Raw genomic sequence first — 14,133 nt, 5'->3', positions numbered from 1 at the left:
CGACCGCGAGGTCGGGGGCGTCGTTGTGCAGCACGCGCGGCGCGGCGCCGCGCCAGTGCGCGAGCAAGTCTTCCAGGCGGGCGGAGATCGCGTCGGCGCGGAACACGCCGCCGTTGAGCAGCAGGGTGTCGGGGATGGCGTGCGAGGGGGCGGTGCGATCGGTGGCGGTGGTGTCTGCACGGGTGCTGGCGCTCGCGCCTGCGTCGCCGTCGCCGTCTGCCTCCGCAGGCAGGCCGAGCGCCGCACGCGCGACCTTGGCGTGGCGCTGCAGGAAGGCGGCGAGGTGGCGGCTGATCGCCGGGTCGGCGGGATAGGGCAGGCCGAACTCGACGATCGCGGCGCGCCGGCGCCGGGGCGCCTCGTCGGCCGCGACCAGGGGCAGGAAGCCGTCCACGACCAGGCTGAGGGCCTCGTCGCGGCCCAGCTCGGTCGAGCGCGCCGCGCCGATCAGGCGTGATCCGGCGCCGAGCAGGGTGACCTTGACCTGTTCCGGCGCGTCCGCGGCGAGCAGCTGCTCCTTTGCCGCCCGGCAGCGCTGCACCAGCTGCGAGAGCTGGGCGGCGGACAGGCGTTCGCCGCTCGCGAGCAGGCGCTTCTCCACCAGGTGGGCGAGCGCCAGGTCCATGTTGTCTCCGCCCAGCATCAGGTGGTCGCCGACGCCGATGCGGGTCAGGCGCGGCGGCGAGACCCCGTCCGCGGCGGGCTCGACCTGGATCAGGGTGAGGTCGGTGGTGCCGCCGCCGACGTCGCACACCAGCAGCAGGCGGGACTGCGCGAGCTCGGTGGCGAGCTGTTCGCGGTGGCGGAACAGCCAGTCGTGGAAGGCGGCCTGCGGCTCCTCCAGCAGGCGCAGGCGCGGCAGACCGGCGAGGCGGGCCGCCTCCAGGGTGAGCGCGCGCGCGCCCTCGTCGAAGGAGGCGGGCACCGTGAGCACGATGTCCTGGTCTTCGAGCGGGGCCTCGGGGTGGCGCCGTCGCCACGCCGCGCGCACGTGGGCGAGGTAGCTCGCGCTCGCGACCACCGGCGAGACCTTGGGCACGTCCTCGGCCGCGCCCCAGGGCAGGATGGCGGCGCTGCGGTCGACGCCGGCGTGCGACAGCCAGCTCTTGGCGCTGGCCACCGCGCGCCCGGGCACCTGGGCGCCGAGCTCGCGGGCGTACTGCCCGACCACCGCCGCGCCCATCACCGGTGCCTTGTCCGCCGCATCGAGCCCGGCCAGGCTTGCTGCCAGGCGCAGCGTGGCGGGGTCGAGTTCGCCCGCGGCGGGGTGGTAGCGCACCGAGGGCAGCAGCGCGCGCGAGGCGAGCTCGCCGCGGCCGACGAGCTGCTCGATCTCGAGTACCTGGATGCGGTCCTCGCCGGCAGCGGCGAAGGCGACCACGGTGTTGCTGGTGCCGAGGTCGATGCCGACGGTGTAGCGCGTCGTCACGCGAGGGGCCTCAGGCCTCGGCGTTGCCGCGCACGTCGAACTGCACCTTCCAGCGCGCGCTGCCGTCCACCGGCAGGGCCTCGAGCTCGAGCGTGCCGGCCTCGGTGACGCGGGCGTGCAGCTTCACGCGCACGACCTCGCCGGGGCGGCGGCCTTCGGCGGGCAGGGTGGCCTCGATCTCCTCGAGCTCCTGCAGCTCGTCATCGGTCCACCAGTCGAGCAGGGTGCCGACCTCGTCCTGGCGGCGCACCGAGGAGCCGAAGAAGCGGAAGCGCACCGGCTCGCCGACCACCAGGCCGAACTCCTGCTCGGGCAGGGCGGCCTCGCTGCCCTCCTCCATGCCGAAGGGCGCGACGCACAGCGCCTCGAGCGGCGGCTCCATGCCGGGGATGGCGGGCATCGAGGACTCGATGCCGAGGTAGTAGGCGCGCGCGGTGCCGCCGCGGATGCGCACCCCGCGGCCGCGGCGCACGTAGCCGTAGTAGGCCGCGCCGCGCGCCACCGCGAGGTCGAGGTCGGCACCGCCGAGCAGGCGCGCGGGCGCGGCGGCGTCGGCGGCGAGCCAGTCGTTGAGCGTGTCGAGCACGCGCTCGGCGATCACACCCGACTTGAGCACGCCGCCGTTGAGCAGCACCGCGGTGGGGTGAAGGAAGTGCGCGTCCTCGGGCTGGGTGGCGAAGCCCTCGAGCTCGGAAGTGGCGCCGAGCTGGCGGGTGAGGAAGGCGGCGAGGTGGCGGGTGACCGCCGCGTCCTGCGCATAGGGCAGGCCGAGCTGGGTGAGCGCGGCACGCGCCCGCACGATGGGCATCTCGGTGACCGCGACGCGGGGGAAGAAGCCCTCGACCAGGGTGGCGGTCAGCTCCTCGCGCAGCACCTCGGTGCGGATCGAGCCGCCGATCAGCTTGGAGCCGCGGCTCGGCACCACCACCGGCACGCTGTCCAGCCCGGGGTCGCTCAGCAGGGCCTCCTTGGCGGCGCGGCAGGCGTGGGCGAGCGCGCGCGTCTGCCAGGGGTCGAGCCGGGTGCCCTGCGCGCCCAGCTTGCGCGTGACCGTGTAGGCCAGCGCCAGGTCCATGTTGTCGCCGCCGAGCAGGATGTGCTCGCCGACCGCCACGCGGTGCAGCTCGAGGTTGCCCTCGCGCTCGAGCACCGCGATCAGCGACAGGTCGGTGGTGCCGCCGCCGACGTCGACCACCAGGATCAGGTCGCCGGTCTTCACCTCCTTGCGCCACTGCCCGGCGCTGCGCTGGATCCAGCTGTAGAGCGCGGCCTGGGGCTCCTCGAGCAGGGTGACCGGCGGGTAGCCGGCGGCCTGCGCGGCCTCGGCGGTGAGCTCGCGCGCCGCGGGGTCGAAGGAGGCCGGGATGGTGACGGTGATGTCCTGGGCGTCGAAGGGCGACTCGGGATGGGCGGCGTTCCAGGCCTCGCGCAGGTGCGACAGGTAGCGCACCGAGGCGGTCAGCGGCGAGATGCGCGCCACCTCGGGCGGCGCCTCGGCGGGCAGGATGTCGGCGCGCCGGTCCACGCCGGGGTGGCACAGCCAGCTCTTGGCGCTCGCCACCAGGCGGATCGGCGTCGCCGCGCCGCGGCTGCGCGCGAACTCGCCCACCGCGTGACCCTGCGTCGCCCCCCAGGGCAGGCTCAGGTCGCCGGGGGCGAGTTCGTCGGCGTGCGGCAGGTAGAGGAAGGACGGCAGCAGCGGGCGTGCCTCGATGCTGCCGGGCCCGGTGAGCTGGGGGATCTCCAGCACCTGCTGCGCGGCCTGGTCGCCGTCGCTGGCCTCGAGGTCGACATAGGACAGCGCGCAGTGGGTGGTGCCGAGGTCGATGCCGAGGGTGTAGCGGGCCGCGCTCACAGCTCCACCTCCGCCTGGGCGATCACGCTGGCGTCGTGGCCTTCGGCCAGCGCCGGCAGGCGGGTGTCGGTCACGCGCCAGCCGCGATGGCCGAGGGTGCCGGTGAAGGGCGGCTTGCCCACCACCTTGCCGGTGAGGCGCACGGCCGCGGCGTCGAAGCCCTCGGCCAGGGTGAGGCGGCTGCCTTCGGCCTCGCTGCGCACCGGCGCGATGGCGAAGTGCTCGTCGAGCACCTTGCGGCAGCCCTCGTGCACCACGCGCGCGGCGGCGCCGATGTCGGCATCCGAGTACGCGCCGATGTCTTCCTGGACGAAGTCGATGAAGCGCGCGTCGCGCTGGAGCAGGCCGAGCAGCTGCAGCGCGGCCTCGGGGGTGGTCTCGTGGACGATGGCGGGCCGTGCGGGCGCGGCGGCTTCCTCGGCGCCTGCCTCGGCACTTGCCTCGGCCTCGGCGTCTGCCGTGGCGGCTTCGTCGCGCAGGCGGACGAGGCGGCCGGCGAGCTCGGCGCCGAAGAGGACGGAGAAGGCGAGGCCGATGCGGCGGAAGAAGGAGGGGTTGCGACTGGCCATGGGAGAGGTCCTCGTGCTGGATCTGTTGCGACGCAATATAGCGTAGAAACCCGGGTTCGGAGACGCTGCGACGCAGCGCTCCATGCCCGGTTCAGCGACGTGGTCCCTTCCCGTGGCTTTTGTCCCCGGGATCGCGTGTTACGGCTTCAGGCGCGCTCGGGATGGCGCAGGCGGTCGAGGTTGCGGTGCCAGTCGGCGAGCGCGCCGGCGTCGTCGAGCAGGTCGGCGACGTGCTTCTTCGGCCGCGCTTGCCAGGCAGCGGCGGTATGCGGGTCAAGGCCCCCATGGCCGAGCTGCGGCCCAGGGTGCATTGCATTCGGCGTAGCGGGGGTGGCGAGATGGCCTCGTGTGTGCATGATGCTTCCTCCTGTCGAATCGAAACCAAGCAAGAAATCCGCGTCACGCCTGCTCCTCACCCCTCACGCCTGACGCCTCACGTCTCCAGCACATACGCCCCCGGCGCATCCCCCAGCGCGGGATGACGCTCGTCGGCCGCGGGACGCGCGGGCACCAGCTCGCCGGCGCGCGGCTTCAGCCAGGCCATCCAGTCCTCCCACCAACTGCCGTCGCGCAGCTCGGCGCGGTCGCGCCAGAGCGGCGCGCGGTCGGCACGGTGGGCGGTGGCGACGCGGTAGTGGCGCCTGGGCGGCGTCACCGGCGGGTTCACGATGCCGAGGATGTGGCCGGAGCTCGACAGCACGAAGCGCTTGTCGGCGGCGACGTGGTGCAGGGTGTGGAAGGTCTGCGCCCAGGGCGCGATGTGGTCGTCTTCCGCGGCCACCGCATAGAGCGGCTGGCGGATGCGGCGCAGGTCGATCGGCTCGCCGGCCACGACGAGGGCGTCGGGCTGGACGAGGCGGTTGTTCAGGTAAAGCTCGCGCAGGTACCAGGCGTGCATGGCGCAGGGCATGCGCGTGGTGTCCATGTTCCAGTACAGCACGTCGAAGGCCGCGGGCGACTCGCCGTACAGCCAGCCATGCACCACGTAGTGCCAGACCAGGCTGTTCGAGCGCAGCAGGCGGAAGGAGGCGGCCATGTCCTTGCCGTCCAGGTAGCCTTTCTCTGCCATCTGCGCGCTGAGGTGGGCGACGCTCTCCTCGTCGATGAAGACCTCGATGTCGCCCGGCTTGTGGAAATCCACCAGGGTGGTGAACAGCGTCCAGTCGCGCACCGGCACGGCGTCCTCGCCGTAGTGGCGCGCCGCCCACGCCATCCAGGTGGCGAGCGCGGTGCCGCCGATGCAGTAGCCGACGGCGTGCACCCGCTCGGCGCCGCTGGCCTCGCGCGCCACGCGCACGAGCTCGGAGATGCCCTCGAGCAGGTAGTCGTCGAAGCGGACCTCGCGCATCGACGCGTCGGGGTTCTTCCAGCTCGTGATGTAGACGTCCAGGCCCTGGTCCAGCAGGTAGCGCACCATGCTCTTCCTCGGATTGAGGTCGAGGATGTAGAACTTGTTGATCCAGGGCGTGACGATCACTACCGGCTCGGCATGCACCTGCGGGCGGGTGGGCGCGTAGTGGATGACCTCGAGCAGGCGGTTGCGGAAGATCACCGCGCCCGGCGTGGTGGCGAGGTCCTCGCCGACGTGGAAGCCGTCGGGATCGGTCATGCGCACGTTGCCCGCCTGCAGGTCGGCGAGCATGTTCTGCCAGCCTTGCCAAAGGCTGTGGCCGCGGGTGTCGATGAACTTGCGCAGCGCGATCGGGTTGGACCACAGGTAGTTGGTCGGCGCCACCGCGTTGAGCCACTTCCGCCACCAGAACGCCGCGCGCCGGCGCTCCTTGCCGGACAGCCCGGGGGTCTCGTAGAGCATGTCCTGCACGTGGTGGGTGAAGGCGAGATACCACTCCTTCACCAGGTCCCAGGTGGCCGAGTCGGTCCACACCGGGTCGGCGAAGCGGGGGTCGTCGGCGTGCGGCTTGACCGGGTCCATGCTGGGCAGGCCGAGCGCGCGCCGCCAAGTGTGCCACTGCAGCTGCCACAGGTCGGTGCCGAGGCCGGCCAGGCGCTCGCCGAGCTCCTGCGGGTGCATCAGCCAGGCCATCTGTGCGTGCAGGATGGGTGCGGCGATGCCGAAGGGGTCGGCGCGGGCGGAGAGGCCGTCGCCGATCGCGGCGATGTGGCGGTAGAGCGCGCGTCCGTCGGGCACGCCGTTGTGGCGGTGCAGGCCGCCGTTGCGGCCGTTGGAGGACGTGCGACCGCCGTCGTTGCGGTGGCCGTTCGAGTCGGGTGGTGCCGGGTTCGCGCCCCGGTCGGGTTGCTGCCTGGCAGCGGGAGCCGTCGCCGGCCGTTTGCCGCCCCGTCGTGAAGCTGGCATGAGGAATCGCCTCCGTGCGCATCCCGTACGGACGGGGTCGCTGCCCCGCCCCGCCGATCGCGCGCTGGTCGTTGAACAGAGTCTGCGCCCGCCGCTTGACAGCCTTGTTGCGGTTTCGTGAAGGTGGTCTTGCGCAGTGCAGCAGGGTGCACGGTCATCGTGACATGACTGTCACATTTCACCCACAGAATCCTTCACGATTACCGGGAGGATGTCATGGAGAAGCTCGAGGCCGTCGCCAGCCTGGGACAGGCGGAACTGCTCAGGCCGGCGCGGGTGCGTGCGGCGCTGGCCGCCAACGATCGACTGAAGCTCTATCTGAGCGTGCTGCAGGCGGCGCGCGACCGTGCGCAGCGCGGCGACGCGCCGGCGCTCGACCTGGCGCGCGAGTTCGCCGCCGCCGGGGTCGATGCGCCCTGGCTGGCGCAGCTGCCGGCCACCGCCTACCGCGAGGGCAAGGCGCTGCACGTGGCCGGCCTCGACCGCCTGGTCGGCCTGCTCGCCGAGGACCTGCGCACCATGGCGCGACCGCTCGAAGGCGACGAGGGCTTCGACACCCGCTGCGCGCACTGGTGCGGCTGGCTGGCCGAGCTCGCGCCCGACACGCTGTCGTCGGCCCAACTCCACGCCCTCACCAGCGGCAAGCGCGGCAAGGACGACAGCCTGCACCTGCTGGTCATGGATCTGCACAAGGCGCTCAACCGGCTCGCTGCCGAGCTCTCCAGCGAGACCATCGACGGCGCCCACGTGTGGCAGGTCGATGCGGCCGACCGCCCGCGCATCGCCGCCTTCATGCGCGGGCTCAACGCCACCCGCGCGCTCAAGCTCGACCACCCCGGGCTCGACACCGCCGCCACCCGCGACGGCGCCCGCCTGCTGCTGCAGAACGACATCGGCACCAACGACGCCCACGTGCTGGTGATCCAGGTCGAGGGCCTGCGCGTCGGGCTCACCTACTCCGACCTCCACCGCCGCCGCTTCGCCTTCTTCCAGTCGCTGCTGTGCGAGGTCGGCGCGAGCTGGAGCGAGCCGCAGGCGCGCACCAGCGCCGGGCTCAACTTCGGCGCCACCTATTACGTCGGCACCGCCGGGTTCGACTGCGCCGACGAGGAGGCGCTGCACCAGGTGCTGGAGGGCATCGGCGCGCGCATCGTGTTCCTGATCGACTGGAACCGCGCGCGCAAGCGGCTCGAGCAGTTCGTCGGCAAGACCGACGCGGTGGCCATCCTCGCCGAGGCCGCGCGCCGGCGCGTCGGCCACATGGCCTGGCTGGCCGCAGGCGGCGAGCAGCTGGTGTTCGGTGCCATGCAGGCGCTCGGGCCGGAATACTTCCGCATCGGCGACCGCCTCGACGGCGTGCTCGGCACCGAGAAGGCGCGCGCCTTCGTGCTCGAGAGCATGGGGCTGGCGAGCGCTGCGATGCAGCAGCGCCAGCCGCTCGCGCTGGTGGCCGACGACACCCGCCTGCTGCTCGCGCGCTACCTGCGCCGGCACGACGAGTTCGATCTGCTCGCCGAGCACGCGGCCTACTGCCATGCGCTCGCCGAGGGCCTGCGCGACGGCCTCGCCCACGGCCACGAGCGCGACCGCAAGGCGGCGCGCGAATTCTCCGAGCGCGCCAAGGACTGGGAGCGCCGCGCCGACCAGCTGGTGATGGACGCGCGTGCGCGCGCCGAGGCCCGCCCGCGCTGGGGGGCCTTCGCCGAGCTGGTGGAGACCGCCGACGACGTCGCCGACGCGCTCGAGGAGGCCGCCTTCCTGCTCTCGCTGATCGCCGCCGACCACCACCAGGGCTGGCGCGGCGAGGTGCACCAGACCATGCAGCTGCTCGCCGACGCGGTGCTCGGCGCGGCGCAGGACCACGTGCGCGCGCTCGAGATCGCGCGCGCCTTCGGCGAGGACAGCAGCGCCGAGGACCACGAGGCCTTCGTCGCCGCGCTGTGGCGGGTGCTCAACGCCGAGCGCCAGTGCGACGTGCTGCTGCGCGACGTGCGCCGCGCGCTCGCCGAGCACGTCAGCGACGCGGCGACGCTGAACCTGAGCACCGACTTCGCGCAGGCACTGGAGTCGGCCACCGACTGGCTGCTGGCGACGGGCTACGGCCTGCGCCGGCTCGTCTTCAGCCGCGCGGGGGTGGGGCGATGAGCGCGTGTGCGGATACGGCCGCCGGCGCCACGCCGGCCGACGCGCGCCGCGTCGTCCGCCTGGTCCACGCCGATGCGCCGCTGCCCGCCGACTGTGGCGCCGCGGCGCTCGGCTCCAAGGCCTGGAACCTCGCTCGCATGGCCGCGCTCGGCTTGCCGGTGCCGCCTGCCTTCGTGATCGGCACCGGCTGGTGTGCCGAGCCGGGCGCGCTCGACGAGGCCGCGTGGCGACCGGCGCTCGTCGAGCTGGAGCGGCTGAGCGGGCTGCGCCTGGGCGACGCGCGCCATCCGCTGCTGCTGTCGGTGCGCTCGGGGGCGCCGGTGTCGATGCCGGGGATGATGGAGACCCTGCTCGACATCGGCCTCACCGAGACCACGCTGTCCGGCCTGCTGCGCGTCAGCGGCCATCCGCGCCTGGCCTGGGACGCCTACCGGCGCCTGATCGCCGGCTATGGCGAGGTGGTCGCCGGGATCGACGCGCGCCACTTCGACGCCGACCTCGAGGCGGAGTGCGACGCGTGCGACGCGTGTGACGAGCGCATGCTCGACTTCGCCGCCCTGCGCGCGCTCGCCGCCCGTCACCTCGACACCTACCGGCGCGAGGCCGGCGAGGCCTTCCCGCAGGATGCGCACGAGCAGCTGCGCCAGGCCATCGCCGCGGTGTTCGCGTCCTGGCACGCGGATAAGGCCCGCACCTACCGCACGATGCACGGCCTGGCCGAAGACATGGGCACCGCGGTGACCGTGCAGCGCATGGTGTTCGGCAACGCCGGCGGGCTGTCGGGCGCGGGCGTGGGCTTCACCCGCGACCCGAGCAGCGGCGAGCCGCAGCCCTGGGTGGACTTCCTCTTCAACGCGCAGGGCGAGGACGTGGTCAGCGGCCGGCGCAGCGCCTACGGCCACGACGAGCTCGCCGCGGTCGGGCCCGCGGTGTGGCAGGCCCTGCTCGACGCCACCGCCCGCCTGGAGCGCGCCTTCGGCGACATGCAGGATTTCGAGTTCACCGTGCAGCAGGGCGTGCTCCACCTGCTGCAGACGCGCGCCGGCAAGCGCACGCCTCGGGCCGCGGCGCGGATCGCGCTGGATCTGCTCGACGAGGGCGTGATCGATGCCGAGACCGCGCGTGCGCGCACCGCGACGCTGGATGCGCGCGCGCTCGCCGAGCACCGCATCGCCAACGCCGACGGGGTCGCGCTCGTGCCGCTCGGGCACGCTGCGAGCGCGGCGAGCGGGGTGGCCTGCGGCGAGATCGTCTTCGACGAGGCGCGCGCTCGCGCTCGCCGCGCCGCGGGGGCGAAGCTGATCCTGGTGCGCCAGGACGCCGAGACGCGCGACCTCGCCGCGCTCGAGCTCGCCGAGGGCCTGCTCACCCGGCGCGGTGCGCGCACCTCGCACGCCGCGGTGGTCGCGCGCCAGCTCGGCAAGGTCTGCCTGGTGGGCTGCGAGGCCTTGCGTCTCGACGAGGCGGAGCGCACGCTTGCGATCGGCGGCCATATCCTGCGCGAGGGCGATCTGCTGACGCTGGACGGCAACGAGGGGGCGATCCATGCGGGTGCCGCGGCCTTCGTCGAGTTCGTCCCGCAGGATCTGCTCGTTCGCCTCGATGCGCTGCACGGGCGCGGGCTCGCGGCGCTGCGGTCGTGAGGATTTCCAGGCAGGAGGTTGTGCGATGAGCTTCAGATCCGGCTACGGGCAAAAATGCGCGATCGAACTGTATCGCGACGCCACCGAGCGCCAGGCCAAGCTGGCCGGCGTGACCATCCCTACCTTCATGTGCCGGCGCTGCGGCAAGCGCCAGTCGGTGAGCGGGCGCCGCCAGGTGGTGCGCGGCAGCTCGCGCTACGGCTACTACTGCGCGAGCTGCTGCACGACGCGGCCGCTTGCGACAGGTTGCGGCAACCGGGCGTCCTAGCGGAGGCGGGTGCCGGCGCTGCTCAGGCTGCGCGCGCCGCGGGTGCTTGGGCGAAGTCCGGCTGCAGGCGATTGATGCCGCTTACGATGGCGCGCAGCGAGGCGGTGACGATGTTGGCGTCCATGCCCACGCCGTAGCGCTCGCCGCCCTGCCCGCCGGCCTCGCTCAGCTCCACGAAGGCGCAGGCGCTGGCGTTGCCGCCGTCCTCGCTCGGCGCCACCGAGCGCTCCTCGAAGCTGCGCACTTGTACGTCGACGCCGGCGCCGCGCAGGGCGTGCACCGCGGCGTCGATCGGGCCGTTGCCCTCGCCGACCAAAAGGTGGCGGGTGCCGCCGAACTCGACGATCAGGCGGATGCCCTGCGCCGCGCCGTGCTCGAAGAGGTGGTGCTCGACGTAGCGCACCGGCGCCACGCTGTCGAGGTAGGTGCTGCGGAAGAGGTCCCAGATCGCCGCCGCAGACATCTCGCCGCCGCTGGCGTCGGTGACCTGCTGTACCTCGCGCGAGAACTCCACCTGCAGGCGGCGCGGCATCACGACGCCGTACTCGGTCTCGAGCAGGTAGGCGATCCCGCCCTTGCCCGACTGGCTATTCACCCGGATCACGGAGTCGTAGCTGCGGCCGACGTCGGCGGGGTCGATCGGGAGGTAGGGTACGTTCCACGGGGCGCCTGCCTTTTGGGCGGCGAATCCCTTCTTGATGGCGTCCTGGTGGGAGCCGGAGAAGGCCGTGAATACGAGATCCCCCACATAGGGGTGGCGTGGGTGGATGGGCAACTGGTTGCAGTACTCGACGGTGCGCGCGACCGCGTTGATGTCGGAGAAGTCGAGCTCGGGCGAGACGCCCTGGGTGTACATGTTCAAGGCGAGGGTGACGATGTCGACGTTGCCGGTGCGCTCGCCGTTGCCGAACAGGCAGCCCTCGACGCGGTCGGCGCCGGCCATCAGGCCGAGCTCGGCGGCGGCCACGCCGCTGCCGCGGTCGTTGTGGGGGTGGAGCGAGAGCACCACGCTGTCGCGACGGGCGAGATTGCGGTGCATCCACTCGACCTGGTCGGCATAGACGTTGGGCGTCGACACCTCGACCGTGGCCGGGAGGTTGAGGATGACCTTGTTCTCCGGCGTCGCGCCCCACTCGGCGGTCACGGCGTCGCAGACCTCCCTGGCGAAGTCGAGCTCGGTGGCGGAGAAGGTCTCTGGGCTGTACTCGAGGGCGATCTCGGTGCCGCACTCGGCACGCATCTGCTCGCCGATCTGCTTGATGAGCCGCACCGCCGACACCGCGAGCGCCACCACCTGCGGCCTCTCCATGCCGAACACCACTTCGCGGAAGGTGGGCGAGGTGGCGTTATAGACGTGGATGATCGCCCGCGGCGCGCCACGCACCGACTCCATGGTGCGGCGGATGAGGTCCTCGCGCGCCTGGGTGAGCACCTGGATGGTGACGTCCGCGGGGATGTGGCCGCCCTTGACGAGGGTGCGGACGAAGTCGAAGTCGGTCTGCGAGGCCGACGGGAAGCCGACCTCGATCTCCTTGAAGCCGATCTCGCACACGGTGCGGAACATGCGCATCTTGCGCTCGACGTTCATCGGCTCGAACAGCGCCTGGTTACCGTCGCGCAGGTCGGTGCTCATCCAGATCGGCGCGCGGTCAATGACCTTGTTCGGCCACTGGCGGTCGGTGAGCGCGATCGGGGCGAAGGGGCGGTACTTGGCGGCGGGGTTGGGCAACATCATGGCGCGGTCCTCGTGGGCATGGCGTGATTCGATGGACGAAAGTTTACGCGGCCGGCTGCCGCAGACGATTGCGTTGTTGCAGGGAAAGCGGGTGTTTTGGTGCATAAAAGTTCACTTATTTTCTATTGAGTGAAAGAATCTGCTTTCATGGCCAAAGGAGGCGCCCGATCATGCAACTCGACCGCTACGACCGCCAGATCCTGGACCTCCTCCAGCAGGATGGGCGAATCAGCAACCAGGAGCTCGCCGACCGTATCGCGCTGTCGCCCTCGGCCTGCCTGCGCCGGCTGCGCGCGCTGGAGGAGTCCGGCCTGATCCGCGGCTACCGCGCGCTGCTCGACGCCAGGAAGCTGGGCCTGTCACTGATGGCGCTGATCCACATCTCGATGGACCGCCACACCCCCGAGCGCTTCTCGCACTTCGAGGCCGAGGTCGAGCAGATCCCGCAGGTGCTGGAGTGCCTGCTGATCACCGGACAGGACGCCGACTACCAGCTGAAGGTGGTGGTGACCGACATGGACGGCTACCAGGCGCTGCTGCTCGAGCGCATCACCCGCATCCCCGGCGTGACCGGCGTGCATTCGAGCTTCGTGCTGCGGCGGGTGATCGACAAGACGGCGCTGCCGCTGCCGGGCGCCTGAGCGCGGGTGTGCACAATCTGGATATATGTCACGTTGTGAGCGGATAGCGCGGCCGGGCGTCGGGGTCCAAGATCTCGGGGCTGCGTGGCGCTTGCGCCGCGCTCGAGCCAAACCGACATGAAGTCCGCCGCGCGCGGACCGACCCCCCAAGGAGACGACATGGACGCCCGCGTTCGCGAACTGGTCAAGGCCACCATCCCGGTGCTCAAGGAGCACGGCGTGGCCCTGACGACGTATTTCTACCAGCGCCTGTTCCGCCACAACCCGGAGCTGAAGAACATCTTCAACCAGTCGCACAACGAGACCGGCAAGCAGCCGGTGGCGCTGGCGATGGCGGTGCTGGCCTACGCCGAGAACATCGACGACCCCTCGGTGCTGGCGCCGGTGATCACGCTGATCGCCAACAAGCACGCCAGCGTGGGCATCCGCGCCGAGCACTATCCGATCGTCGGCAAGCACCTGCTGGCCTCGATCCGCGAGGTGCTGGGCGACGCCGCGAGCGACGAGCTGATCCACGCCTGGGGCGTGGCCTACGGCGCGCTCGCCGATGTCTTCATCGAGGCCGAGAGCAAGCTCTACAACGAGGCCTGCAACAGCGACGGCGGCTGGAGCGGCTGGCGCAGCTTCCGCATCATCGACAAGGTGCGCGAGAGCGCGGAGATCACGTCCTTTCACCTCGTGCCCTGCGACGGCGGCCCGCTGCCTTCGTACCGTGCGGGCCAGTACACGACCGTACGCGCGTTCGTGCCCGAGCTCGGCGTGATGCAGCTGCGCCAATACACGCTGTCGATCGCGCCGGGGGCGATGCACTTCCGCATCTCGGTGAAGCGCGAGCCGGCGAGCACGACCACGCCGGCCGGCCGCGTGTCGAACCGGCTGCACGACTTCTACAAGGTGGGCGACATGCTGGAGCTGGCGCCGCCCTTCGGCGAGTTCTTCCTCGACGAGACGCACGACGGGCCGGTGGTGCTGATCAGCGGCGGGGTGGGCATCACGCCGATGATGGCGATGCTCGACCGCCTGGTGGCGGCGGCGCCGTCGCGGCCGGTGCAGTTCGTGCACGCCTGCCGCAATGCGGAGGTGTTCGCCTTCGGCGCGCATCTGGCCAAGGTCGCGGAGCGTCATCCGCAGGTGAAGCTGCACCTGTTCCACGACGAGGGCCCGGTTGCGGCGCCGCTGCAGTCGGGGCGGGTCGACCTGCGCGCGCTCGCCGGGGAGGTGCTGGCCGAGGGGGCCGATTACTACCTGTGCGGCCCGGTCGGCTTCCTGGAAGCGCAGATCGCGACGCTGCACGAGCTGGGGGTCGAGTCGGCGCGCATCCATGCGGAGGTGTTCGACACCGGCGGCATCGCGACCTGAGGCGGTTGCGTCGGGTGATTTACGCCAGCCGCCAGGCGCGGGCGCGGCAGGCGGTGGGGGTGTCGGCGTCCGCTCGGGCGCAGCGACGATTCAGGCGCGGCTACGATCCGGCCGCGGAGCCGGGGCGGCGCTCGCCGCCTGCACTCGCGGCCCCTCGCGTGCGCTCGGGGCT

General features: G+C 72.0%; 11 protein-coding genes. 5 read left to right on the top strand and 6 right to left on the bottom strand.

The features are described 5' to 3' along the window. From C667_RS13255 to C667_RS13240, 5 genes are all read right to left on the bottom strand, one after another. Nucleotides 1-1,429, bottom strand: a 1,429-nt coding sequence (locus tag C667_RS13255; protein ID WP_004365348.1) for an Hsp70 family protein, incomplete at its 3' end; no start/stop codon positions are given. 10 nt (nt 1,430-1,439) lie between these two features. After that, nucleotides 1,440-3,284 carry an Hsp70 family protein gene (locus C667_RS13250; RefSeq protein ID WP_004365347.1) on the bottom strand — a complete coding sequence of 615 codons (1,845 nt, stop codon included), beginning with the start codon at nt 3,282-3,284 and terminating at the stop codon, nt 1,440-1,442. Continuing rightward, on the bottom strand, nt 3,281-3,853 hold the full coding sequence (locus tag C667_RS13245) for a DUF2760 domain-containing protein (protein ID WP_004365346.1): 573 nt from the start codon (nt 3,851-3,853) through the stop codon (nt 3,281-3,283). Before C667_RS13245 ends, C667_RS13250 begins: the two co-directional genes overlap by 4 nt. A gap of 146 nt (nt 3,854-3,999) precedes the next feature. Continuing rightward, nucleotides 4,000-4,209, bottom strand: coding sequence for a hypothetical protein (locus C667_RS25735; RefSeq protein ID WP_157302327.1), 210 nt, complete (start codon nt 4,207-4,209; stop codon nt 4,000-4,002). A gap of 77 nt (nt 4,210-4,286) precedes the next feature. Beyond that, entirely contained in the window at nt 4,287-5,897 is a 1,611-nt protein-coding gene (locus C667_RS13240) for a PHA/PHB synthase family protein (RefSeq protein ID WP_245538471.1), read from the bottom strand. A gap of 489 nt (nt 5,898-6,386) precedes the next feature. On the opposite strand from C667_RS13240, the gene C667_RS13235 reads away from it, so the two are divergent. From C667_RS13235 to C667_RS13225, 3 genes are read left to right on the top strand one after another with little or no spacing between them, the layout of a single operon-like run. Then, the gene (locus C667_RS13235; RefSeq protein WP_004365344.1) at nt 6,387-8,315 is read left to right on the top strand and encodes a DUF47 family protein; all 1,929 of its coding nucleotides are present in this window, start codon (nt 6,387-6,389) and stop codon (nt 8,313-8,315) included. After that, on the top strand, nt 8,312-9,958 hold the full coding sequence (locus C667_RS13230; RefSeq protein ID WP_004365343.1) for a PEP/pyruvate-binding domain-containing protein: 1,647 nt from the start codon (nt 8,312-8,314) through the stop codon (nt 9,956-9,958). Before C667_RS13235 ends, C667_RS13230 begins: the two co-directional genes overlap by 4 nt. Before the next feature lie 25 nt (nt 9,959-9,983). Next, complete coding sequence (locus C667_RS13225) at nt 9,984-10,226, top strand: hypothetical protein (RefSeq protein ID WP_004365341.1); 243 nt, start codon at nt 9,984-9,986, stop codon at nt 10,224-10,226. A gap of 22 nt (nt 10,227-10,248) precedes the next feature. Here the strand turns inward: C667_RS13225 and leuA are convergent, their stop codons facing one another. Beyond that, nucleotides 10,249-11,961 (bottom strand): 2-isopropylmalate synthase, encoded by a 1,713-nt coding sequence (leuA, locus tag C667_RS13220; RefSeq protein ID WP_004365340.1) that lies wholly within the window; start codon nt 11,959-11,961, stop codon nt 10,249-10,251. Between the two features lie 170 nt (nt 11,962-12,131). Here leuA and C667_RS13215 point away from each other — a divergent pair, with 170 nt between their 5' ends. Together C667_RS13215 and hmpA are read left to right on the top strand one after the other, a co-directional pair. Then, nucleotides 12,132-12,602, top strand: a complete 471-nt coding sequence (locus tag C667_RS13215) for an Lrp/AsnC family transcriptional regulator (protein WP_004365339.1) — start codon at nt 12,132-12,134, stop codon at nt 12,600-12,602. Nucleotides 12,603-12,761: 159 nt separating this feature from the next. Further along, a complete protein-coding gene (gene hmpA, locus C667_RS13210; protein WP_004365338.1) occupies nt 12,762-13,961 on the top strand; it encodes an NO-inducible flavohemoprotein in 1,200 nt (399 codons plus the stop codon). Nucleotides 13,962-14,133 lie beyond the last annotated feature (172 nt).

The organism is Thauera phenylacetica B4P, assembly GCF_000310225.1.
In the GTDB taxonomy this organism is placed as follows: Bacteria; Pseudomonadota; Gammaproteobacteria; order Burkholderiales; family Rhodocyclaceae; genus Thauera; species Thauera phenylacetica.
The sequence above is the reverse complement of the archived record's forward strand: the minus strand, read 5'-3'. Positions and strand labels throughout refer to the sequence as shown.